Origin of the sequence: Bradyrhizobium ganzhouense, assembly GCF_049949285.1 — a bacterium.
GTDB lineage: Bacteria > Pseudomonadota > Alphaproteobacteria > Rhizobiales > Xanthobacteraceae > Bradyrhizobium > Bradyrhizobium ganzhouense.
Map to the genome: position 1 here is coordinate 8,308,768 of NZ_CP181318.1, position 21,827 is coordinate 8,330,594.

General features: G+C 64.4%; 15 protein-coding genes, 1 tRNA gene and 1 pseudogene. 3 read left to right on the top strand and 14 right to left on the bottom strand.

What is annotated here, in order from left to right:
- Nucleotides 1-41: 41 nt before the first annotated feature.
- Together ACLFLU_RS38645 and ACLFLU_RS38650 are read left to right on the top strand one after the other, a co-directional pair.
- On the top strand, nt 42-1,253 hold the full coding sequence (locus tag ACLFLU_RS38645) for an MFS transporter (RefSeq protein WP_426409861.1): 1,212 nt from the start codon (nt 42-44) through the stop codon (nt 1,251-1,253).
- A gap of 299 nt (nt 1,254-1,552) precedes the next feature.
- A complete protein-coding gene (locus ACLFLU_RS38650; RefSeq protein ID WP_426409862.1) occupies nt 1,553-3,088 on the top strand; it encodes a sensor domain-containing diguanylate cyclase in 1,536 nt (511 codons plus the stop codon).
- Between the two features lie 83 nt (nt 3,089-3,171).
- On the opposite strand, the gene ACLFLU_RS38655 is transcribed toward ACLFLU_RS38650, so the two are convergent.
- From ACLFLU_RS38655 to ACLFLU_RS38700, 10 genes are all read right to left on the bottom strand, one after another.
- Entirely contained in the window at nt 3,172-4,578 is a 1,407-nt protein-coding gene (locus ACLFLU_RS38655; RefSeq protein WP_426409863.1) for a BatD family protein, read from the bottom strand.
- Complete coding sequence (locus ACLFLU_RS38660) at nt 4,575-6,098, bottom strand: VWA domain-containing protein (RefSeq protein ID WP_426409864.1); 1,524 nt, start codon at nt 6,096-6,098, stop codon at nt 4,575-4,577. Before ACLFLU_RS38660 ends, ACLFLU_RS38655 begins: the two co-directional genes overlap by 4 nt.
- Entirely contained in the window at nt 6,091-7,089 is a 999-nt protein-coding gene (locus tag ACLFLU_RS38665; RefSeq protein ID WP_426409865.1) for a vWA domain-containing protein, read from the bottom strand. Before ACLFLU_RS38665 ends, ACLFLU_RS38660 begins: the two co-directional genes overlap by 8 nt.
- Complete coding sequence (locus ACLFLU_RS38670; RefSeq protein ID WP_426409866.1) at nt 7,082-7,573, bottom strand: DUF4381 domain-containing protein; 492 nt, start codon at nt 7,571-7,573, stop codon at nt 7,082-7,084. The genes ACLFLU_RS38665 and ACLFLU_RS38670 overlap by 8 nt, the downstream gene beginning before the upstream one ends.
- On the bottom strand, nt 7,566-8,549 hold the full coding sequence (locus ACLFLU_RS38675) for a DUF58 domain-containing protein (protein WP_426409867.1): 984 nt from the start codon (nt 8,547-8,549) through the stop codon (nt 7,566-7,568). The genes ACLFLU_RS38670 and ACLFLU_RS38675 overlap by 8 nt, the downstream gene beginning before the upstream one ends.
- Nucleotides 8,550-8,556: 7 nt before the next feature.
- Nucleotides 8,557-9,582 (bottom strand): AAA family ATPase, encoded by a 1,026-nt coding sequence (locus ACLFLU_RS38680; protein ID WP_426409868.1) that lies wholly within the window; start codon nt 9,580-9,582, stop codon nt 8,557-8,559.
- Nucleotides 9,583-9,649: 67 nt separating this feature from the next.
- Nucleotides 9,650-12,115, bottom strand: coding sequence for a fused MFS/spermidine synthase (locus ACLFLU_RS38685; protein WP_426409869.1), 2,466 nt, complete (start codon nt 12,113-12,115; stop codon nt 9,650-9,652).
- A 180-nt stretch (nt 12,116-12,295) separates the two neighbouring features.
- On the bottom strand, nt 12,296-13,852 hold the full coding sequence (locus tag ACLFLU_RS38690; protein ID WP_426414166.1) for an arylsulfatase: 1,557 nt from the start codon (nt 13,850-13,852) through the stop codon (nt 12,296-12,298).
- A 338-nt stretch (nt 13,853-14,190) separates the two neighbouring features.
- The gene (locus ACLFLU_RS38695) at nt 14,191-15,204 is read right to left on the bottom strand and encodes a formylglycine-generating enzyme family protein (RefSeq protein ID WP_426409870.1); all 1,014 of its coding nucleotides are present in this window, start codon (nt 15,202-15,204) and stop codon (nt 14,191-14,193) included.
- Between the two features lie 464 nt (nt 15,205-15,668).
- The gene (locus ACLFLU_RS38700; protein WP_426409871.1) at nt 15,669-16,412 is read right to left on the bottom strand and encodes a 2-keto-4-pentenoate hydratase; all 744 of its coding nucleotides are present in this window, start codon (nt 16,410-16,412) and stop codon (nt 15,669-15,671) included.
- Between the two features lie 119 nt (nt 16,413-16,531).
- Between ACLFLU_RS38700 and ACLFLU_RS38705 the strand changes: the two are divergent.
- Nucleotides 16,532-16,750, top strand: a pseudogene (locus ACLFLU_RS38705) (amino acid ABC transporter ATP-binding protein); the annotation flags it as partial.
- A gap of 96 nt (nt 16,751-16,846) precedes the next feature.
- Here ACLFLU_RS38705 and ACLFLU_RS38710 read toward each other — a convergent pair.
- The 4 genes from ACLFLU_RS38710 to ACLFLU_RS38725 form a co-directional block, all read right to left on the bottom strand.
- Nucleotides 16,847-19,897, bottom strand: coding sequence for an autotransporter outer membrane beta-barrel domain-containing protein (locus ACLFLU_RS38710; protein ID WP_426409872.1), 3,051 nt, complete (start codon nt 19,895-19,897; stop codon nt 16,847-16,849).
- 665 nt (nt 19,898-20,562) lie between these two features.
- Nucleotides 20,563-20,638 (bottom strand) — tRNA-Phe (locus ACLFLU_RS38715).
- Between the two features lie 197 nt (nt 20,639-20,835).
- Complete coding sequence (gene yacG / locus ACLFLU_RS38720) at nt 20,836-21,018, bottom strand: DNA gyrase inhibitor YacG (protein WP_426409873.1); 183 nt, start codon at nt 21,016-21,018, stop codon at nt 20,836-20,838.
- 136 nt (nt 21,019-21,154) lie between these two features.
- Complete coding sequence (locus ACLFLU_RS38725) at nt 21,155-21,784, bottom strand: Maf-like protein (RefSeq protein ID WP_092226937.1); 630 nt, start codon at nt 21,782-21,784, stop codon at nt 21,155-21,157.
- Nucleotides 21,785-21,827: the final 43 nt, after the last annotated feature.

The following is a 21,827-nucleotide window of genomic DNA, read 5'->3' on the forward strand; positions in this document are numbered from 1 at the left end:
GACGGTCACGTCCATCTGTGGCGTTCCCTCTGGAGACGATCATGCCCGATTCCGCCAATGCCGCACTTGCTGCCGATGTTTCTCCAATAACCGATGCGCCGACCGCATCGGCGTGGGCTGCTGTCGTCTCCTTGATGCTGGGTGCGTTCAGCCAGGTCACGGCCGAGTTCCTGCCTGCGAGCCTGCTCACGCCGATCGCCGCCGATCTCGGTGTCTCGGTCGGCGCTGCCGGGCAGGTGGTGACGGCGACGTCCCTTGTCGGGATCGTCGCCGGGCTTGCAACAGCCATCGTGACACGCGCCATGGATCGCCGCGTCGTCCTGTGGTCGCTGACGGTGCTGTTGATCGTATCCAATCTGCTGTCGGCGACAGCAAGCAATCTGACGATACTTTTGTTCGCCCGCACGTTGCTCGGCATCAGTCTCAGCGGCTTTTGGGCGATGGCAACCGCCACCGCGATGCGGCTTGTCCCGGCGGACGCGCTGCCGCGCGCGATCTCACTGATCTTCAGCGGAGTATCGATTGCCACAGTCAGCGCTGCGCCCATCGGAGCATATCTTGGCGATCTCTGGGGGTGGCGGAACGTGTTTTTGCTTGCGGCTGTGGTCGGCGCTGTCGTGCTGGTCTTTCAGGTGCTGACGCTGCCGCGCTTGCCGCCGCTCACCTCACCGGATGTGCGCACGCTTTTTGTGTTGATGCGTCGGCCAAGTGTCCGGCTCGTGATGATCGCAGTCGCCATCAGTATCTCGGGCCATTTCGCCGGTTTCACTTACGTCCGCCATTTCCTTGAGCAAGTGCCAAAGCTTCCGGTCACGACGATTTCACTCGTCCTGCTGGCTTATGGCGTGGGCGGCTTCCTCGGTAATTTCGCGGGCGGCACGCTTGTCGTGCGCAGCGCGAAGGTCGCGATCGTCACTGGATCTGCAGCGATCGCCGTGCTCGCGCTGGTGCTTCTTGCTTTTGGCAGCTCGGGCCTTGTCTCGGGTATCGCGGTTGGCCTCTGGGGCTTTGCCTTCGGCGTGCTCCCGGTTGGCTTCCAGACATGGATGGTGCGGGTAGCATCGGACGAAGCCGAATCTGCCGGTGGCCTGCTTGTATCGGCCTTCCAGGTCGCGATCACGGTCGGCGCAGTCGTTGGCGGCATTCTGGTCGACGGCTTCGGCCCGTTCGGCGCCGTTGGTTATCTCGCAGCGGCGACAGCGGCGGGCGCCCTGCTTGTGTCGCTGTCGCGCAGCGGCGAGGTGCGACCCTGAAGTGCGGCCTCTGCATCGCCGCCGCCCGGTCGCGTTTACGCATCTGTCTGGGGAAATGGTGCACCGAGCTCGTATCTCGTTGAAATATCGTTGTAATTTTCTCCTCGCTTCTGCAGCGCGGGTCCTGTCCGCTCCGGATGGCTTGCTGGCCGGCGCAAGTCGGCCGGACCAGCAGACGGCCAGGCTGCACCCCTCCCAAAGTTAAGATTCGAATACCAAACACCGCCAAGTTGCACGCGAACTTCGGCGCTTTTTTCAAGACGGTATCGCTAGGAAGAAGCAGGGGGAAGGAGCGGACCGTGGGAGGACCGCTGGGACACGGCATGACGAACCGCATCACACGATCGAACGGGGTTTCGACCAGGCTGCTGCTGGTGCTCGGCCTCGCGGCGACATTGAGCTTCTCCAGCATTTGCGGCCTCGAATTGTGGAGAATGGGCGACGCCGACTACCGGCATCACCACAACGCGGCCACCAATCTCATCGCCAGTATCGCCAGCGAGATCGACCGGAACATTGAACTCTACGATCTATCGCTTCAGGCGGTGGTCGACGGAATCAAGATTCCCGATATCGATACGATCAGGCCGGAGCTACGGCAGGTCGTGCTGTTCGACCGCGCCGCGTCGGCCAGAGACCTGGGATCAATCCTGGTTCTGGATGCTGCCGGCGACGTCAGGCTGGATTCCCGGTCGCTGACACCGGCCCGAGCCAATTTCGCCGATCGCGATTTCTTCAAAGTCCATCTCGCCAATGCGAATGCCGGGCTCTTCATCAGCCGCCCCTGGGTGGCAAAGGGTGGAGAATATCTGATCAGTCTCAGCCGGCGCATCGACCGGGCCGACGGGTCGTTCGGCGGAGTCGTCGCGGGCAGCATGCGCCTCAGCTACTTCCACAACCTGTTCAGGAAGCTCCAGTTCGGCAGCAAGGACTCCATGACGCTCCTGCACACGGATGGCACAATCCTGATGCGGGCGCCGTTCAACATCGACACAATCGGACAGAGCCTCAAGGGCTCCGATGTCTTCAGGCAATTTCCGCCCGTAGCGGCGGGAACGTACACCAAGGCCTCGATGCTGGACCAGGTCAAGCGCCTGTTTGTGTTTCAGCAGGTCGGCAATCGTCCGCTGCTGATCATCGACGGTGTCTCGTTCAACACAATCTATGCCGACTGGTGGCAGGAGGTCTGGCTCATCGGATCGTTCCTGCTGGCACTCTGCGTCGCGACCACGGTGCTGAGCGTCCTGCTGGCGAACGCGCTCAAGCGTCGCTCCGCGGCCGAACGACAACTGGCCAAGCTCGCCGCCACCGACGGCCTGACCGGGGTGAGTAACCGCCGCCACTTCGATGAGACGCTCGACAACGAGTGGCGCCGCGCCCTGCGCTCGCGCAGTCCGATCTCGTTGCTGATGATCGATGTCGACCATTTCAAGGCTTTCAATGACACCCATGGGCATCAGGCCGGCGATGCCGCGCTCGCGTCCGTCGCCGAATGCATCGCCGGCGGAGCGAAGCGCGCCTCCGACCTCGTCGCACGCTACGGCGGCGAGGAGTTCGCGGTGCTGCTGGCCGGCGAGACCGTTGAAGGCGCGGTGCAGATCGCGGAATTGATCCGAGCCAGCGTCGCGTCCCTGCGCGAGCAGCAGCAGGGCCGACCCGACATGGCGCCGACCGTCAGCATCGGCGTTGCCTGCGTCGTTCCAGGCGCAGATCTCGCGCCGGAGGATCTCATCAAGTCAGCTGACGTCGCCCTCTACGAAGCCAAGCGCCAGGGGCGCGACCGAACCGTCGTCGCGCCGAGCGCGAAGAACGTTCGGGCCAGACTGGTCGCCTGAGCCTTGCACACACCGCGATAGGTCGCCGTCACGGGTTCGGCGCGCGCCTTCATGGGCAGCGAACCTCCGTTTGGACGATCCTTCTATCGTGCCGGCAAACGCTGCGATCGATTGGACGCAAGCCGCGGAGACGCTGGGTTCAGGGTACGCGGCAGCGCCTGCACCGTTGCCGACATGGAAGCCGCTTCATTTCGGGATCGGCGCCTGATAACCCGGAGACGGCGCAACAATTGACGTCGCGACCAATCTTCGGGGCCGGGTTGCGGCGCAAACAAGTCGCGCTCGATCGCGTCGATCTGGCGATCGAGGATTGAATCGCTGGCAGCCGTCTTGAGCGCCTCGATCGAGTAATCCGGTCCTGCGACGCCAAGATGCGGCAGCCAGTCGAGCAGCGCGAAATAGACCGCCCTTGCATCGCCACGCCGAACCGCGCGGCGAAACTGGCTGAAGCTGAACGCTTCGGATCGACGATAGGCTTCACGACGCCGCCGATGAGCGGCCGCGATCGTTCGCACGGCATGTGGCGCGATCCATCCGAGCAAAGCGAGCGCTACTGCTGCAAGCACAGCGAGAAACCAGTGATCGGCCAGGAGGTCGATCGCGGAGTCCCAGGAGAAGCTGGCTCGCCCTGCGCCGGCACCGGCAACGCCCTCGGCCGCCGGATTGGCCGCAACTGTCAGTGGCACGGCGTCGAGGTGGGCGAGATCAAGCTTGCCGCTGCCGACATTCCACCACCTGATATCGATTGCCGGCAGCTCGTATTCGCCGGATCGTTCCAGCATGTAGGTTGCCGAATCGACGCGTGTCGATGTCATCACGTCGGTCCGTCCATCGGTCCTGTCCTCGAGCGCCGGCTGCGCCGGGTAGAGCGCGAGGCCATCGATGACGGCGAATTGCTGCGGCGGCAGCAGCATCGCCGGAGTGCCTTCGGCCTTGATGGTCACGGTTCGCGTGACGGAGTCGCCAGCCTTGAGTTGATCCGACGAACGCTTGATCGCCTGCTCTACGGTCAACCCGCTCGCTGACAGGAATGGCCGGAGCCCGGCGGCGGCATCCGGGATGTAAGCATCAACGGAAACGCGCGGCAGCGCGATCTCGGCCTTGCGCGTGGTGGGCGGCTCGGCGGCATACTTCACGACGACCTTCTGGTCCGCGATGGCGTAGGAGCCGGGCTCCTGCGGGTAGATCGCGTATTCGAAGCGCACGCCGGCGTAGGTCATGCCGTCGCGCTGTTCGTTGGTGTTGACGCTCTGCAATTGCCGGGTCATCGCGTTGCGGACCTGGAAGCCGGGCAACTCGGGAGGCGCCGTCATGTAGTTTGGCGCCAGGACGACGATGCGCAGCGTCGCCTGCTGCCCGACCACGACGCGCGGCGGATCGACGGTCACCTGCACGATTGGCTCGGGCGTGCCGGCCTGCTGCGCGCGCGCGCCTTGCGACGGCAGCACGGCCGCGAGCAGCAGGGCGACGGCGATGATCCGGTGTCTCATTGCGACGGCCCCGCCTTGGCTGGCGCCGCCGCCTGGATCGCAAATTTCAGCTTGAGGAAATCGGCCGGCGAGGTCTGGACCTGCCGCATCCAGGCTTCCGCCGCGCCCGCGGTGGTGACGTCCTCGGGCGTGACCTTGATCGTCTTGCCACCCTTCTGGTTGGGATCGATGCGGGTCTCGTCGGCCTTTTCATCGGGCGGAGCGTTGTCGTCCTGCTCCTGCTTGCGGCGCTTTTCCTCCCGCGCATCCAGCGCGGCCTGCACAATCGCACGGTTGGTCTTGGCCGCAAAATTGCCCGGCTGCGCTTTCAGCACGTCGTCGTAGGCCTTGATCGCCTTCTCGTAGGCGTGGTTCTGCGCCTCGGCGTTGCCGAGCGCGAATTGTCCTTCCAGGGTCTTGACGCGGGCGAATTCCTGCGCGGCGGTGAGAAAATCATAGGCACGGTAGGCGGCGATGCCCCGCCACATCGGATCGGCAAACAGCGTTGCGGCGCCGGCATAGTCGCCGCGGTCGAACGCAATCCGCCCCTGTTGATCCGGCGTCAGCCACAAATCGACAAAGCGAAATGCCTCCTCCGCCTTCGCAGGTCCCGCCTGCGTCGCGATGGCGAAAGCGACGATCCACGCCACCGTCGTGCCGCGCCGGAACCAGAGCAGGCTGAGCAGCGCGAGCGGCAACAGCAGCCAGAAGCCTTCGTCCCGCCATTGCGTGCCGAACGCATCGCCTTGCGCGGCCTGGAAACGGGTTTCGATCCGGCGCTCCAGCCGAACAATGTCCGAGCCGTCGATACTGACCTGCACGGCATCGGCGCCGAGCGATGCCGACGTCGCGCCGGCATTCACGGCGAGCATCACGAGACTATTGCGACCCGCCGCCTGCCGGATCGCGGCGACATCGCTGCTGCCGAGATCATCGGCGACCAGCAGAATGGTGCCGGCGACCGGCTCGGTCGCGAGCGCCTGTGCGGCCAGTGCGATTGCGCCGGCGGCATTCTTTCCATCAGCGGGCATCAGCCCCGGCGCGAGCGCCGCCAGGAACGGCTCGATGACGGAGCGGTCGTCGGTCAGCGGCATCACCAGATGCGCCGTGCCGGCATAGGCGACGAGCCCAGTCCGGGCACCGGCACGCGCGGCCAGCAGATCCCTGATCTTCTGCTTCGCGCGTTCGAGGCGCGAGGGCGCCACATCGGTCTTGCTCATCGACGATCCGACCGCGAGCGCGATCATCAGCGGCGCCTTGTCCTCGACAAAGGGCGGTAATTCACGCCGCCATGTCGGCCCCGACAGCGCGATGATGCCCAGCATCATGCCGGCCGCCACGAGATAGAGCGGGTTCATGTTGCGGCCGCGCCCGGGCTGAACGATCAGGTGATCGAGAAGATGCGGCGCAATCACGCCGCCCCATTGCGCCCGCGCGCTCTGCCGCCAGAGCAACAACGCAAGGATTGCGACGACCGGAATGAGCGCGATCAGCCACAACGGGCGCAGCAGGTGAAACGATATGCTAGCCGCGTCATGCATGGCTGGCGGCCCTTGCATGACGCCATTCGCTGCCCAGCAGGAGCACAAGCCACAGCAGCAGGCCGAGGACGACGGCCGCACCGAGCGGCCATTGAAACAGCGGCAGCTTGGGTCGCCATGACAGCGTCTCGAGTTTCGCCGGAGCGAGCCGGTCGATATCGGCATAGATCGCCTGCAACTGCGCGCCATCCTCGGCGCGGAAGAAGTGGCCGCCGGTTGTGCTCGCAACCGATTGCAGGACGGCGAGATCGACGCGGTTTTCGCCGCTGGCTGAGGGGTCACCGACGCCGATCGTGTAGACGGCGACGTCGTTCTGGCGGGCGATGTCGGCGGCGTGTTCCGGCGGCACCCGGCTGGCCGTGTCGTTGCCGTCGGTCAGGAGGATCAGCAGCTTCTGCTTCGCCGTACTGGTCGCAAAAGTCTTGATGGCGAGCCCGATCGTATCGCCGATCGCGGTCTGCTGGCCGGCCATGCCGACTTCGGTCTGGTCGAGCAATTGCTGCGCCGTCTGCAGATCCTGGGTGAACGGCACCTGCACATAGGCTTTCGTTCCGAACAGGATCAGCGCAATACGGTCGCCCTTGCGGCGCGCGATGAAATCCCTGATGACGCGCTTGACGCCATCGAGCCGTGTCAGCATCGCTCCGTCGGGCGTCTTGAAATCACGCTGGTCCATCGATCCCGATAGGTCGATCGCCAGGATCAGGTCGCGCGCGGAAACCTCGCGCGTCACGGGATCGCCGACCCATTGCGGCCGTGCCAGCGCGGCGACCAGGAGGGCCCAGATCGCGATCGCGGCAACCATCTGCACGGCGCGGCGCTCCAGCACCACCGCGCCTCGTTGCGGCGTCTGTCCGGTTGCAGCCGCGAGCCGCTCGAAGAACGGCACCTGTATGGAAGCCTGCCGCGCGCGATAGGGCGGCAGCCACCACCACGCCAGGAGCGGCACGGGCAGCAGGAGGAACACCCATGGCCAGGCGAACTCAAGCATGGTGCACCTCGATCCAGCGGCGGACGAGAACGACGAGGGATTTCAGCTCGGCGTCATTAGGTGGAATTTGCTGATAGGGCCCACTGGCGAGCAGGCGACCGACGCCTTGCGAAAACTCGCGCCCGCCGCAGCTTCGATCGAGGAAGGAGAGCCACGCCGATCCGACCAGGGACGCCACCTGCTCCCGTGGAAAAGCGGCGAGTGCGGTTCGTCTGACGAGCAAGGTCAGCCTTGTCAGGAACTCGGCTCGCTCGGAGGATTCGGCCTGTCCGATCCGGTTCAATTCTGCGAGTGCTTCGCGTCGATACCGGTTGACGTGCCGATGATGCACAAAGCGCCACACCGTGGCGACCAGGACCGCCAACAGCAGGACGATCGCAATCCGGGCTTCCCAGGTTTGCGGCCAGAGGCTCACCTCGCGCGGCAGCGGGATGTCGATGAGACCTGCGACCGGATCGGTGCTGGCGGATGGTGTCTCAGCCAAGGGTCGCCTCCGTCTGGCTATGGCCGCCGCGCCCATGACGCGCCGGCAAGGCGCCGAGAAGGCGACGGAGCTGCGCGGTGGTATCCTCCGCGGCGCTCAGCGGCAGCACGGGAATGCCGAGCTCGTGCGTCCAGGCGAACACGCCTTTCAGGCGCTCCTCCGTGGCCTGCGATATGCTCTTGCGGACACTGTCGCGCCCGACATCGAGCCTGATCTGCAGCTCGCCGTCCGTCACCGTCATGCGGGCCGAAGGCGGCAGGTCGCTTTGCAGGGGATCGTGCACGAGTAAGGCGACGACGTCGTTGTGGCGGCTCATTGCGCCGATCATCTTGCGCGTCGCGTCGTCGGCGCCGTCGAAATCGCTGATGACGATCACGACGGCATCATGCAGCGCATGTCGCTGGGCATGCTCCAGTGCGGTGTTGAGCATGGCGGGCGCCGAGACCAGACCGCGCCCGACGCCGAGCGCCTGGTTCTGTGTCACGATCGTCGAGAGAATCTGCAGCACCGTCGTCCGGCTGCGCCGCGCCTTCACCTCGACGAGCTCGCGGTCGCCGAACACGATGGCTCCGACCCGGTCGCCGACGCCGAGCACCCGCCATGCGCCGATCGCCGCGGCTTGTGCGGCCGTCACCGATTTCATCGCGAGCCGGCTGCCGAAGAACATCGAGAGACGCTGATCCACGACCAGCAGCGCCTGCCGGTCGCGCTCCTCGTTGAAGACGCGGATATGCGGCTTGCGCAGCCGTGCCGTCACCTTCCAGTCGATCGAGCGGACGTCGTCGCCCGGTCGATAGTCCCTGATCTCCTCGAAATTCAACCCGCGACCCCGCATGCGCGAGGCGAAGCGGCCGGACAACAGGCTGTGCACGGGCTGGCGCGGCAGGAAAGAGACCTTGCGTCCGCGATATTCGAGCGCGATCAGTTCCTCCAGATCGACATAGACGCCGGGCGTCTTGTGGGTGACGTCTGCCATGGTGGCCTCACGCCGACGCGACCAGCGCCGCGATCTTGTCGATGACCTGGTCGGGCGTCACGCCTTGCGACACCGCCTCGTAGCTCAGGATCAGCCGGTGGCGCAGACAGTCGTGCATGACCGCACGCACGTGATCGGGCGTCACGAACTTGTACCGATCGAGCCAGGCGCGGGCGCGCGCACAGCGGTCGAGCGCAAGGCTGCCGCGCGGGCTGGCGCCGACCTGGATCCATTTGGCGAGTGGCTCGCCATAGCGGTCCGGAAAGCGCGTCGCATAGATCAGGTCGACCATGTATTTCTGGGCGAGGTCGGAGACGAAAATGCCGTCGATCTCGCCGCGTGCGTCGAAGATCGCCTGCTGTGGCACGGGCGGCGGCTCGGCAGCGCGGTCTTTCGGTTTCTGCGCGTTCTCGGCGCGGTTGAGCTTGATGATCTCGCCTTCCGTTGCTTCGTCCGGGTAGGTAATGACGACATGCATCAGGAAGCGATCGAGCTGCGCCTCCGGCAAGGGATAGGTGCCCTCCTGCTCGATCGGGTTCTCGGTCGCCAGCACCATGAACAGGTCGGGCATCTTGTAGGTCTTGCCGGCGACGGTGACCTGACGCTCCTCCATGGCCTCGAGCAGCGCGGACTGCACCTTGGCCGGCGCGCGGTTGATTTCGTCCGCAAGCACGAGGTTGGCGAAGATCGGCCCCTTCTGGAACTGGAATTGCCCGCCCTTGTCGGTCTGCACATAGATCTCGGCGCCGGTCACGTCCGACGGCAGCAGGTCCGGCGTGAACTGCACGCGCGAGAGGTCTGCCGCGAGATGCTTCGCCAGCGTCTTGACAGCACGGGTCTTGGCGAGGCCCGGCAGGCTCTCGATCAAGAGGTTGCCATTGGCGAGCAACCCGATCAGCATGCTCTCGACGAGACGCTCCTGGCCGAGGACGGACTTGCCGATACGCGTCTTGAGCTCGAGTATCGCGTCGCGGGCCGCCGAACGACCGGGCTCAGCCATCACGGCAGGATCACCGGGATTCGTTGTACTCATCTGCGACATCACAGCCTCTCAGCGTCCGGACGCGGTCAGGTCGGTTGGACCAGGAATGGACATCGGACTATGGTTCCTTCGGCCCTGCAAACCAGCGGTAGTAGGGATTACGCTTGGCCGCCTGGGCCAGGCTCGCTATCTCGCGGGCGTAGGCTTGCCTGTCGCCGGCATAGACGCTGAGACCGGCGCGATAAAACGCATCGAGGTCCCGCCTTTCGTCGGCCAGCAACGCGGTGAACTGCTGGTTGGCCCCCTTGAGCTGTGGCTCGCTGCGAATCTGCCAGATGTGCGAGATCGTCCGGCTGAATTCATTCGGACGAACCCAGGTCGCATATTCGATCCGCGGCCGGTCGTCCGTCACGGCCGGCGCGTCTCCCGCATAGCGCACGAGCCCATCGCGGTCGGTGATCCAGGTCGCGATCAGTGCCGCAGCAGAGCTCACTCCAACCGCGGAGAGCGCAGCGGACGTCTCGGCCTGGTTGAACCTCGCGCTGATACGCTCGACGTCGAGCTGGATCGGCCGATGTGAGCCGACGAGCAGCATCTCGTGCAGCTCCGATGTCCACAAGGACGCGTACGGAAAGACGTCGATGAAGCTGCGGACCAGCGAGCGCGTGTCTTCATCGTTCTGGGTCGGCAGCGGCAACCATTGCGCAAGAATTCCATCATCGCTCAGGCGCGACGATGCCAACCGATAGAAATCGCTGGAATAGAGATTGACGACACCTGCCGCCGATGGCGGCGGCGGCTCCAGCGTAATCAGGTCATAGGTCTGGCTCTGGCGTTGCAGCAGGCGACGGCCGTCACCCAGGCGCTTCTCCAGTCCCGGGTCGGACGCCGCATTGAACGTCCCATCGAACATCGGCGCCGCACGAAGCACCGCCGGAAGCAGCTCGCCAACGACCCTGCTCTCGAGGGCGGGGTATTGAGAGAGAGCTCCGGCCGTGATGCCGGTTCCGTAGCCGATCACAAGCGCCGATTTCGGCTCGCCATTGTGGATGATCAGCGGCAGGAGCGCTTGCAGCCGCATGTATCGCAGCGACGGCATCGCGTCGCCGGAATTGGATACGCCCTGTATGTAGAGCCGATGGAAGCGGCCGGTATTGACGACCGCAACCGTCCCGCTCGGGCTCTCCTCGTAGAAGGCAATCTTTCCCGCTCGCGCCGCCGGCAACAACTGGGCAAGCCGGTCGGTCGGCGTGGCAATCGCGGCGACGATGCTGGCCGCGCCGACGGCGAATGCGAGCCCAAGGCCCGTCCGGCTCGCGCGACCGGCCCAAGTGGCAACGATGCCCAGGAGTCCGGCGGCGATTGCGAGAGCTGCGAGCGTATGGACGAGCCCAAGCCAGGGCAGAAGGACGAAGCCGGTGAGGAGTGCACCACCCACACCGCCGAGCGTGTTGACCGCCATGACGGCGCCAATGTCCTGCCCGATGCGCATTTCCCGCACCACCAGACGCAGCGCCACCGGGAAGGCTGCTCCGAGCAGCAAGGTGGGCAAGAACACGATGCAGAAGGCCGCGACGGCGAAGCGGGCGCACATGCCGGCGAACTGGCTGTCGGTAAGCCGGAGCACGAATGCCTCGGTTACGGTTTGCGCGACCACGAGCCAATGACCCAGTGCCGCGATCTCGATCAAGGCGAGGAACCCGGCAGCGGCGATCAGAAGGCCGAAGACACTCCAGGGATCTCGGATACGGTCAACCACGCGCGTGACGATTGCGGCGCCTGCCGCAAGGCCCGCCAGATACGTCGCGAGCACAACGGAAAACGCAAAGCTGCGCGTGCTCATGAACTGAACGATGGACTGGGACCAGACCACCTCGTAGCCGAGGGCAATTCCACCGGCGATGGCGTAGAGAGTGATGGCCAATCCAACTCGAAGAGGTTGATGAACCGCGCGCCTGGCGGCTTGGCTCCTGTCCGAAATCAGGGGAATGCGGCCGAGCACCGTCGCTCCGACCGCGGCGAGAACATTGAGGCTTGCCGCCGCAATCGAGGTCCCTTGCACCCCAAGCAACGGGATGAGAACAAACATCGGCAACAGCGCGCCAAGAATGGCGCCGGCTGTATTGTACGCGTACAGCCGGCCGCCGACGCGGCCTGCATCGCCGGAATTCTGCATCACGGCACGCGCAAGGACCGGCAGCGTCCCGCCCATCAGAAGCGGGGCGATTCCGACGAGAACGAACACCATGAGCCACGCGAGCAAGCTGCTCGCACTTTCGACGGCCACGAAGGCCGGAGCGATATTTGCCAGGATCAAGGTGGTGGCAACGCCTGTTGCCGCGATGCCGATCTCGATCGCAATGTAAAGGCTCACGGGCCGGCTGGCACGATCGGCCTGCCCGCCAATCACCAGGCTGCCCAACGCAAGGCCGGCAAAGAAGGCGCTCACGGCGGTCGTGATGGCGTAGACGTCAGCTCCAACGACGAGCGAGAGCTGCTTGATCCAGATCACCTGGTAGATCAACCCGGCAACGCCGGAGGCGAATGTGAGCGCCGCCGCGACAAGCACCCTGCTCGCACCCACTGCCAGGTCCCGTCGTTGCGCGCGGGTCGTCGGCGATGCAGACCTTGCGCTCGATCGAGCATCCATCCGTAAGTCCTCAAATGTAGCGAGACGGGCCGATGCGATCGCGTTGCCTTGCGGAAACTGAAACTTTCCCGGCCGCCATGATCGGCGGCCGGGAAGCTGGTGTGGGCCGCGGCGCTACTTGGCACCCGTCTTGTCGAGCGATCTCATCAGCGCGTCGATCATCTGGTCAACGCTGAAGCTCGCCGGACGCTGGCTCGGCGGATAGTCCTTGAAGGTGCCGAGGAAGGGCGCGACTTTATAAACGCCATACTGAATGAGGTAGGCGTTTTTGCCTACCCAGTCGTAATACTGGTCCGACACGACATCCGCGCGCTCCTGCGGATCCATACGAAGATTGAAGACCTTCGGCGCACGCAGGCACGTGAACGGGTTAGACCATACCTCGAAGCCTCCGGGCTTGCGTTGCTCGCAGAAGACGATTTTCCAGTTGCCGTAACGATAGCCAACAAGATTTCCATCGTCGTTGAAATAGTAGAACTCGTCGCGCGCCGATTTCTGCGCCTGCCCGGTGAGGTATGGCAACTGGTTGTAGCCATCCAGGTGCACCTTGAAGGTCTTGCCGCCAAGGTCGGCGCCGTTCAGCAGCCGCTCCTTGATGCTGGTGTCGCCGGCAGCCGCAAGCAACGTCGGGAACCAGTCGAGGCCCGAGACGATCTCGTTCGAAACCTCACCGGCCTTGATCTTGCCCGGCCAGCGGATCATCGCAGGCACGCGGAAGGCGCCTTCCCAATTGGAGTCCTTCTCGCTGCGGAACTGCGTCGTCGCCGCATCCGGCCACGACCACTGATTGGGCCCGTTGTCGGTGGTGTAGACGACGATGGTGTTGTTGGCGATGCCGAGATCGTCGATCGCCTTCAGCAGCTTGCCGACATCCTCGTCATGCTCGAGCATTCCGTCGGCGTATTCGTTGCCCGGCATGCCGCTTCGTCCGCGCATCGATTCACGCACATGCGTGAAAGCGTGCATGCGCGTGGTGTTCATCCAGGTGAAGAACGGCTTGTTGGCTTTCACCTGCCGCTGCATGAAGTCGATTGCCCCGGCGGTGGTCTCGTCGTCGATCGTCTCCATCCGTTTCGTGGTGAGCGGACCGGTATCTTCGATCTTGCCATCGGCCGACGCCTTGAGGACGCCGCGGGGCGAACTGCTCTTGACGAAGGCCGCGTCGTTCTTGGGGTAATAGGGCCGCTCCGGCTCCTCTTCAGCGTTGAGGTGATAGAGATTGCCGAAGAACTCGTCGAAGCCATGCTTGACGGGCAAATATTCATCCCGATCACCGAGATGGTTCTTGCCGAACTGGCCGGTGGCGTAGCCAAGCGGCTTGAGCGCCTGGGCGATGGTGACGTCGCGGTCCTGCAGACCGACCGTCGCGCCGGGGATACCGACCTTGCAGAGACCGGTACGCAGACACGTCTGCCCGGTGATGAAGGTCGAACGTCCGGCCGTGCACGAGTTCTCCGCGTAATAGTCGGTGAACATCATGCCTTCCGCCGCGATGCGGTCGATGTTCGGCGTCTTGTAGCCGACAAGGCCGCGCGTGTAGGCGCTGATGTTGGACTGGCCAATGTCGTCGCCGAAGATAACGAGAATGTTCGGACGGCTCGTTTGCTGCGCCGACGCACTTCGCTGCGCGAAGGGGAGGACAGCCGACGCAACCAGGACTGCAGCAAGCATCGTGCCGCCCAGCAGCCTGCTGCGCATGCTTCCTCTCCGGGCCTTTTCGCCAAGAGGATGGTCGTTACTCATTCAACGCTCCTTCCACGGAATTGAAGATCTGCAAAACTCGGTAGTCCAGGACTCCAGAGGGCCCGACGCTTGAGGACGCTGACGCGGTGACGCCACCTCCAGATCCCGGTTCGTTGTGCTGACTTTGGTTTGGTACTCCCTGAGGTTTGAGATACTTGCCGCTTGCTTGACGGGTGACCGTCCTGATCACCATCCAGGCCCGCGACAACGACAAGCAACGCGGTGCGGAGAGCCACGCGATGCGATCGTGCAAAAGATGTTTGCCATCAAATGTCCGCCCCATGCACGAATGCGGGCCGCAAATCGGTTGGCTTGCGCAGAACGCATCTGAAGCCGACATGGCTGGTCGACGTGTCGACCGGCTCGGCGTGGCGCGCGGCCGGGCGATAGCGGCGGCAATAGTTCGGCGCGCAGAGATGCGAGCCGCCCTTCAGCACCTTGCGGGGAATCTTGATTTGCGGCTGGTGGAGGTCGTAGCTCGCAGCCTCGGGGCCGCCACGCGGATTTTGCGGAATGCAGCAAGCTTTCGCGGCATCCGCCTGGTGCTTTGCCGACCACCAGTCGGACGTCCACTCCCAGACGTTGCCGATCATGTCGTACAGGCCGTAACCGTTCGGCGGGAACGCCATCACGGGCGAGGTCCGCTCAAAACCGTCCTCGACCAGATTCTGGACCGGGAAGCTTCCCTGCCAGATGTTGGCCATGTGCTTGCCACTTGGCGTCAGCGCATCGCCCCAGGCGAACTCTTCGCGGTCAAGGCCGCCGCGCGCGGCGAATTCCCATTCCGCTTCCGTCGGCAAATCCTTGCCGGCCCACCGCGCATAGGCGAGCGCGTCGCTGTGGGACACATGCACGACCGGATGATCGTCGAGCCCCTTGATGTTGCTCCTGGGCCCGTAGGGGTGGCGCCAGTTGGCACCCTGCATGAAGTTCCACCACTGGCTCCAATCCTTGAGATCGGTGATGCGCGGCAGCGGAGAGAACACCAGCGAGCCGGCAAACAGCATCTCTTTCAGCGCGCCCGGATAGTTCTTGGGGTCCGGGACGATCTGCGCCTCGGTGACGTGGCCGGTCGCGTTGACGAATTCCTTGAATTGCCGGTTGGTCACCGGCGTGCGGTCGATCCAGAATCCGTCGACGGACACGCGATGGCTGGGCGCTTCCTCGGGATAATGATGGTCTGAGCCCATCCGGAAGGTACCGCCGGGAATGAAGACCATCTCGCCAGTCTTGGCGTCATCCGGCAACCACTCGCAATGACCCGCATCCGCCCGCAACATGGTGGAACTCCGCTCTACAGCCGTCATCCTCCTAGATATGTGGGAGCTTGCGCCAAATTCCGGTCAGAGTCGGCCGCAGGTCTTTTGCTCGGTACATTGTCGTCACTCTTCTTCTCGAGCGCGGGAAGCGGAAACGATCAGGACGTCAGCTCTCACCCTCGCGCAATTCGTGGCAAATGCGCGCGAGCGAATATCGTTTGGGTTGCAAAGGCTAACCGAAGTTCGAATGACTGTGATGTGCAGTTTGTGCCAGAAGTCGCGGCTGGGCTTCGATCCTTAATGATCGATGTCCGGGCGCGCGCAACACCGCCGCCTAACACCTGATGTCGTCGAACGAAAACTCATCGACGATTCTCCTCAATATCGATCGGGGCGTATTGTCGCGCCCGTCGTTCGTGACACGGACGTCAGTCCGCGAAACCGCGGCGCGTTGCGGCGGCTACAGACCAAGGAAACACCATTTCTCAGAAATCGGCTGCAACCTCGCCGAGACCCGCCAAGCGCGCACGGACGCTGGTCCCTTCTTCTGCGAAGACCATGCCAGTGCACGAGCCGGTTGTGACGATGTGGCCCGGCAAAAGAGGCACGCCTCGGTCGGCACAATGGCGAATGAGCCAGCGCAGCAGACGCCAGATGTCACCTGCCGAATTGCCTCCCGTCGTTCGCCGGCTGATCTCTTCGCCGACGGACAGATGCGCCTCGAGGCCCCTCAAATCGACGGAAGGAAGGCTGACTGTCGAGGCTGGTCCGATCAGTAACGCGCCGTGGCTCTGCAAATCCGCAAGCTGGGCTAAGGCAGCGCTATTCTTCCAATTCTCAAGACGCGTCTCGACCACTTCCATCACGGGATATGCAGCGTCGAAGGCGCGCGCCAGTTCGCGATCGGGCAACGCGGCATCTTCAGCCGTAAGCGCTCGCCCGACTCGGAGCGCGACCTCCACTTCCACACCGCGCAAGCGGAATTCTGGACCGAGTCGCGCGCCCGTGGTGAGCAGACCCGACGCAGGCAGCGGCGCGCAGATGGGCTCGGCCTCGGGGCCCGACGCTCCTACCTTCCAGCCGCCAAGCGGGCCGATCCGGGCAAGTGTGGCATCCTGGATCGCGTAAGCGCCGGCACGATCCGAAGGCAGAATATCACGCCACGAGACCGGCCGTCCGCTGCTTCGGGCTGCGACCAGCCGGTCCGCTGCTTCACGCGCATTGCTCAAGATGTTCTCCCGTAGAGTGTTCCGGCCTTGGCGACCGGCGCTTCAAGAGGAAAGTTCTGCTCGAATTCGCGCCCCAATGCCAGCACGGCGGCGTCGGCCCCCTTCGTGCCGAGCAACTGGAGTTCGTTGGAGAAGTTCTGCGCGTCGTCGAAAGTCTCGCCGAGGATGGCATGACGCTGATGATGGTTACCCATGAGATCGGCTTTGCACGCAAGGTCGCCGATCGCATGATCTTCATGCATCAGGGTAAGGTGCATGAGATGGGGCCGCCCGATGAGCTCTTTGCGGATCCTAAAACGCCCGAGCTCCAGCAATTCCTATCATCGCTCCACAATTGATGCGTGGAAACGCGTAGTTTTGGTGCGCCATTCAGAATAAAATTGCGAACTCGTATGTCATTGACATATCGCCATGATTCTTCGAGTGATCGGCCGTTACCATTGATACCTCGCCACACCCTTGCCGGCGTAGCTGCGGGTGACGTTCGAGAACTCGCCTTCGAACGTCGCGGCGGCGGACCAGCCGTTCAGCCAGGCCTTCTCCGCTGACGCCGTGACGAGCGCCGAGTCGGCGGCCTGCGCGGCGCCGTTGACGACGAAGCTCGCGCCGGGCAGCGCCTGGAAGGTCGCTCCGACCGCGCGATCGGGATTGAAGTCGTGGGCCCAGGCGAGGCGACCACGCAGCGTTGTGACCCCATCGGCCATGGCAAACGACTTGTCGGTGCGCAAGCCAAGCTCGCTGCGGGTGTCGGTGACAGTCTTAGCGCTGTATGCGAGCGCGAAGGTGCCGACGCCAGTGACGGTGCTCTCCGTGTATGCCGGCAGATCGAGTGTGGTGAACTGGGCTGCGGCATAGGGCGTGAGGCCAACGCCACCGATCACTGGCACAACAAGACGGTAACCGCCTTCGAGCCGACCGGAATACGCATTCGCGTTGAAGCGCGCCTGAAGATGATCGGCGCCGGCGATGGTGACGGTGCGATCGGTGGTGACGTCCTGCCAGCCATAGGCGAGCGCACCCGTGACATAGGCCGGGCCCGCATCGTGCCGCACGAAGGCGCCGGCCTGGAACAGGTCGGAGCGGCCGGTGCCGCCATTCGCCACCGAGAAATTGGTGCCGCCACCGGCGAGCGCGAAGCCGGCCACGGTGTTCGGCGAGAACCAGTAGTCGGCGCCGGCCACGCCACCTGCGATGCGGCTGGTGGCGGCGTTGGAGCCGAGCGCGCCGTTGCCGTCGGTGGTCTGCGAACCGCCGAAGCCGGCTGCCCACACGCTCCAGCGCGCCTCGAAGGGCTGCGGCGCCTTGCGATAGATCGCGGCATAGGCGTCGCGCTCGGCGCCCGTGCGCTTGCGGCCGCCGCCATAAGCGAGCGCGTCGCTGTCATCGGCCGCATATCCGGTCGCGCCGCCGGACGAACGCGGATCGCCGCGACCGGCCACGAACGGATCGGTCAGCACGCCCATGAACAGGTTCATCGCATTGAACGTGGTCTGCTGCGCGCCGGTCGCGGTCTCGCCCGAGGCTTGCGTCAGCGCATTGAGCAGAGGAGTGCCCGACAGCGCGAACAGCGCATTGAGGCCGGCCGGCAGCGCGCCGCCGCCAACGAGCCCGTTGTCGATACCCGCCGCGACATTTCGCTGATTGATGTTGGCGTTGCCCGGCAGCGACGGCGACAGCAGGCCGGGATCGAGCGTCAGCAGCACGTCGTTGCCGACATAGGCGAGCCGCGCATTGCGGGCGAAGCTGGTGGCGGTGAGGAATTCGGCGCCGGAGAAGGTGCCGCTCAACGTACCCGCGGTCATGATCGTATAGGTCGTCGTCGCAGACAGGCGCGTCAGCGGATCCACCACCACCTTGCCGCCGATCGAGGCGATGCCCGTGACGACGGTCTTGTCGGACGCGGCGCCGGACACCTGCAACAGATAGGTCGATGCCGCGGTCATGGTCAGGCTGGCCGTCGTCAGCGTGCCGATCGAATTGCCCGGCGCCAGCGTGCCGCCGTTGATGGCGACGGCGCCGGCGATGCCGTTGCCCCCGAGCGTGCCGCCGGCATTCACCGTGAAGCTGCTCGCGGAGGAGAGATCGCCGTTCACCGCCAGCGTACCGCCATTGACCGTGACAGGTCCGGCATAGGTCGACGTGCCCGTGAGCGACCAGACGGACGAGCCGGTCTTGTCGAGCAGCGTCCAGCCCGCGCCGATCTGGCTGGCGTCGAAGCTGTTGCTGCCCGTGCCTGCGAAGCGGAACGTGTCCGTGCCACTGCCGACCGCCTGGCCGGTCAGCGCCGCGGCCGGTCCGCTCATGATGAAGAGGTTGTTGGCGCCGGCGAACGTCACGGCGGTGCCACCGGTGCCGGTGATGCTGCCCGCGTTCGTCACGGTGGTGCTGCCGGTCTTTGTCACGAGACCGGTCGCGCCGCTGATCGCGCCGTTGTTCGTGACCGTGTTGGCGGCACCACCAAACAGGAATATGCCGTCGTCGCTCGGGGACTGCACGGTGGCGCCGGCACCGACCGAGACATGCAGGTTGCCGGTTCCTGTCGTCTCGGCGGCGATACCGGCTTTGGTGGCGGCGTTGACGTTGCCGTTGGCAACGACGGTGATGTCGTTGGTGTTTGCCCCGTTGATGATGAACGCGCTAATGCCGGCTGTCCCGGCGAGGATCGTGCCACCAGTCTGGAACACGCTGACACTTCCGGTACCGGTTCCGATCGCCCCTATGCCGTTCCCAATCATGGCGCCGGCGCTGCCGATATTGGCGTCCGATGTGACGTTGACGGTACCGCCTCCCACCGCGAAGACGCCGATCGAGGTGCCCGCGACGCCGCTGGTATTCGCGATCGTGGTGTTGCCGGTCAGCGTGACGGAGGCGTTTCCGCCGGCAGACACGGCCAAGCCCTGGCCACTGCCGTTTGTCAACGTGAGGCTGCCGCCATTCAGGAAGACACTGACCGCGCCCGTACCTGATGAAGCGTTCAGGGCGGCTGGGCCGGAAAAGTTTGCCGTGACCGGCGCGCCACTCGCGCCGACCGTGATCGAGCCGCCGCCGGTCTCAAGGAACAGGCCAGGAAGACCTGAGCTCGCGCTGACACTGCCATTGCCCGAATAGGTGATGTTTCCGCCGGTGGCCGTGAGATGGAGGCTGTCTCCCGTCATCGCGCCATTGTTGGTGAAAATGATGGGAGCACCGGGTTCGGCGGTGTTGATCCAAAGGCCGCTGCCGCTGACGGTCTGGCCGGCATTGATCCCGGCAGTCACGGCGCCGCCGCCCGTGAACTGTTGCTTGTAGTCGCTCGACGTCGTCAATGTCCCGTCAAAGTTCGTCGAGGCTGATGTCACGGTCGTATCGCAGCTGACGCTGTTGGTCGCACCTCCGCCGGCCAGTCCCGATACCGTACACGAAGCCAGCGCGCCGCTGGAATGGCCGACGATGCCGGCAAACAAGACACCGAAGGCCGCGCCCGCAAGCCGGGGCCGACTGGCCACCGGCCGCGATCGTTGAGACTGTTGCTGCATTTGCGCGCCGGAGATCCCTGGGCGACTTCGCCAGCTGCCAGCACGAGGCTGGGATGACGCGGCGCACCTGCTTGATTTTGCGACCGGATTCCGGTCAGATGGTTGCCCTGCAATCAGGGCGTTCATCATTGGGCCCGGCCCCACCGAAAGTCATGGGTGCCGTTCTGAAAAAGTTCTTAAGCATCGCGCCGTGGCCACGGGTTACATCATCGGTCCATTCCGGCTTGATGCGGATGCCGCGCTCCTGTTTCGCGGAAGCGCGCCCATCGCGCTCGGGCAGCGCGCGATCGCCGGGCTGCGCGGCGAGGAGCCGGCGGCGAGCGCTGGATCGAGACCATGCCGAAATACGGCCTGGCGGGTACGGAGAAGGGCTGCGGCGCGCTGGATTGCCGGAATGATCGCAGGAAGATTATCCGACTGAATTTTCTAGAGCACGATCCGGAAAAGTGTGCAGCGGTTTAGATCGTGCTCAAACAAGGAACTAAAGCGCGATGACGATTCAACCTGAATTGATCGCGCTTTAGTCTTACCGCGTTCTGTCCAAGCGATTCCGACAGGCAGGGCTTAGGATTCGCCGCGCCACACCCGCCGCCGCACAGAGATGCAGCGCTGAACGTTCATACCTTTGACGGAAATGGTGCCCAGGGGCGGAATCGAACCACCGACACTGCGATTTTCAGTCGCATGCTCTACCAACTGAGCTACCTGGGCGTGCTGAGGGAAGGACCCAAAGAGAAGGTCAAGGCCCATCGAGCGGGCGGTTTATAGTGGGCTCGCAGCCGCCTGTCCACCCACGCTTCGTCTTCGGCTTCGCTGGGAGCGCCCCGGCTGTGTAAAAGATGGAGTGGGCTCGCCGCGGCTGGCGCGCAGCAAGGCTGTCGCCTCGTTAAATAACTGATATTACTTGATTATTCGACGTCATCCACGTCGTCGTCCCGACCGGGGATGACATAGGAGCCTTTCAGCCATCGGTTCAAATCGACGTCGCGGCAGCGCGAGGAGCAGAACGGACGGGTGGCCGGCTCCTGCGGGTTGCCGCAGATCGGGCAGGTTTTGAGGGGCCCGGCGGGCTTTTTGACGTGGTCGTCCATGATGGTGGCAGTCTACACGAGGTGAGAGGGTTCAAGAGCCTCTTGGACAACAGGTTCCTGCAGCGGAGGCGCATCCTCTCCCCCATCCGATTCTACTGTGTATGGGGTTGTTTTCGAGATTTTTGTCGGACCGCGATCAGATCGCAGTGGCGTTGAGCCAGCCGAAGCGAATCGGAAAGCCTTCGCCGCCGAGCAGCGTGGTGGTCTCGTAGAGCGGCAGGCCGACCACGTTGCTGTAGGACCCGACCATTTTCACCACGAACGAACCGGCGATGCCCTGCACGGCGTAGCCGCCGGCTTTGCCGCGCCATTCGCCCGAGCCGATATAGGCTTGGATGTCGTCTTCCGACAGGCGCTTGAAGCGTACGCGGGTCTCGACCAGGCGCTGGCGAAAAGCCTCGCGCGGCGTCACCAGGCAGATCGCGGTGTAGACACGGTGGTTGCGGCCCGACAGCAGCCGCAGGCACTGCGCGGCCTCGTCGACGAGGTTGGCCTTGGGCAGGATGCGGCGGCCGACCGCCACCACCGTATCGGCGGACAGGATGAAGGCGCCGCGCAGCTCGTCGTCCAGCTGCACCGATTTGAGCGCCGCATCGGCCTTGGCCCTTGCGAGGCGATTGGCGCAGGCGCGCGGCAGCTCGCCCCGCTTCGGCGTCTCGTCGACGTCGGCCGGCCGGAGCGCGTCCGGGTCGATGCCGGCCTGGTTGAGCAGCGACAGGCGCCGCGGCGAACCGGAGGCAAGAACGAATTTGGGGCGGCCGAGCATCAGGTGATTTGGGGGATCAGGCAGGGGGTGAATTGCGCGCGGA

Bases quoted from the DNA above. Each gene is read 5' to 3' on its own strand.
- ACLFLU_RS38675 (WP_426409867.1), bottom strand. From the start codon at position 8,549: ATGGCAGACGTCACCCACAAGACGCCCGGCGTCTATGTCGATCTGGAG.
- ACLFLU_RS38665 (WP_426409865.1), bottom strand. From the start codon at position 7,089: ATGCTTGAGTTCGCCTGGCCATGGGTGTTCCTCCTGCTGCCCGTGCCG.
- ACLFLU_RS38645 (WP_426409861.1), top strand. From the start codon at position 42: ATGCCCGATTCCGCCAATGCCGCACTTGCTGCCGATGTTTCTCCAATA.
- ACLFLU_RS38680 (WP_426409868.1), bottom strand. From the start codon at position 9,582: ATGAGTACAACGAATCCCGGTGATCCTGCCGTGATGGCTGAGCCCGGT.
- yacG (WP_426409873.1), bottom strand. From the start codon at position 21,018: ATGGACGACCACGTCAAAAAGCCCGCCGGGCCCCTCAAAACCTGCCCG.
- ACLFLU_RS38660 (WP_426409864.1), bottom strand. From the start codon at position 6,098: ATGCATGACGCGGCTAGCATATCGTTTCACCTGCTGCGCCCGTTGTGG.
- ACLFLU_RS38725 (WP_092226937.1), bottom strand. From the start codon at position 21,784: ATGCTCGGCCGCCCCAAATTCGTTCTTGCCTCCGGTTCGCCGCGGCGC.
- ACLFLU_RS38695 (WP_426409870.1), bottom strand. From the start codon at position 15,204: ATGTTGCGGGCGGATGCGGGTCATTGCGAGTGGTTGCCGGATGACGCC.
- ACLFLU_RS38690 (WP_426414166.1), bottom strand. From the start codon at position 13,852: ATGCTTGCTGCAGTCCTGGTTGCGTCGGCTGTCCTCCCCTTCGCGCAG.
- ACLFLU_RS38655 (WP_426409863.1), bottom strand. From the start codon at position 4,578: ATGAGACACCGGATCATCGCCGTCGCCCTGCTGCTCGCGGCCGTGCTG.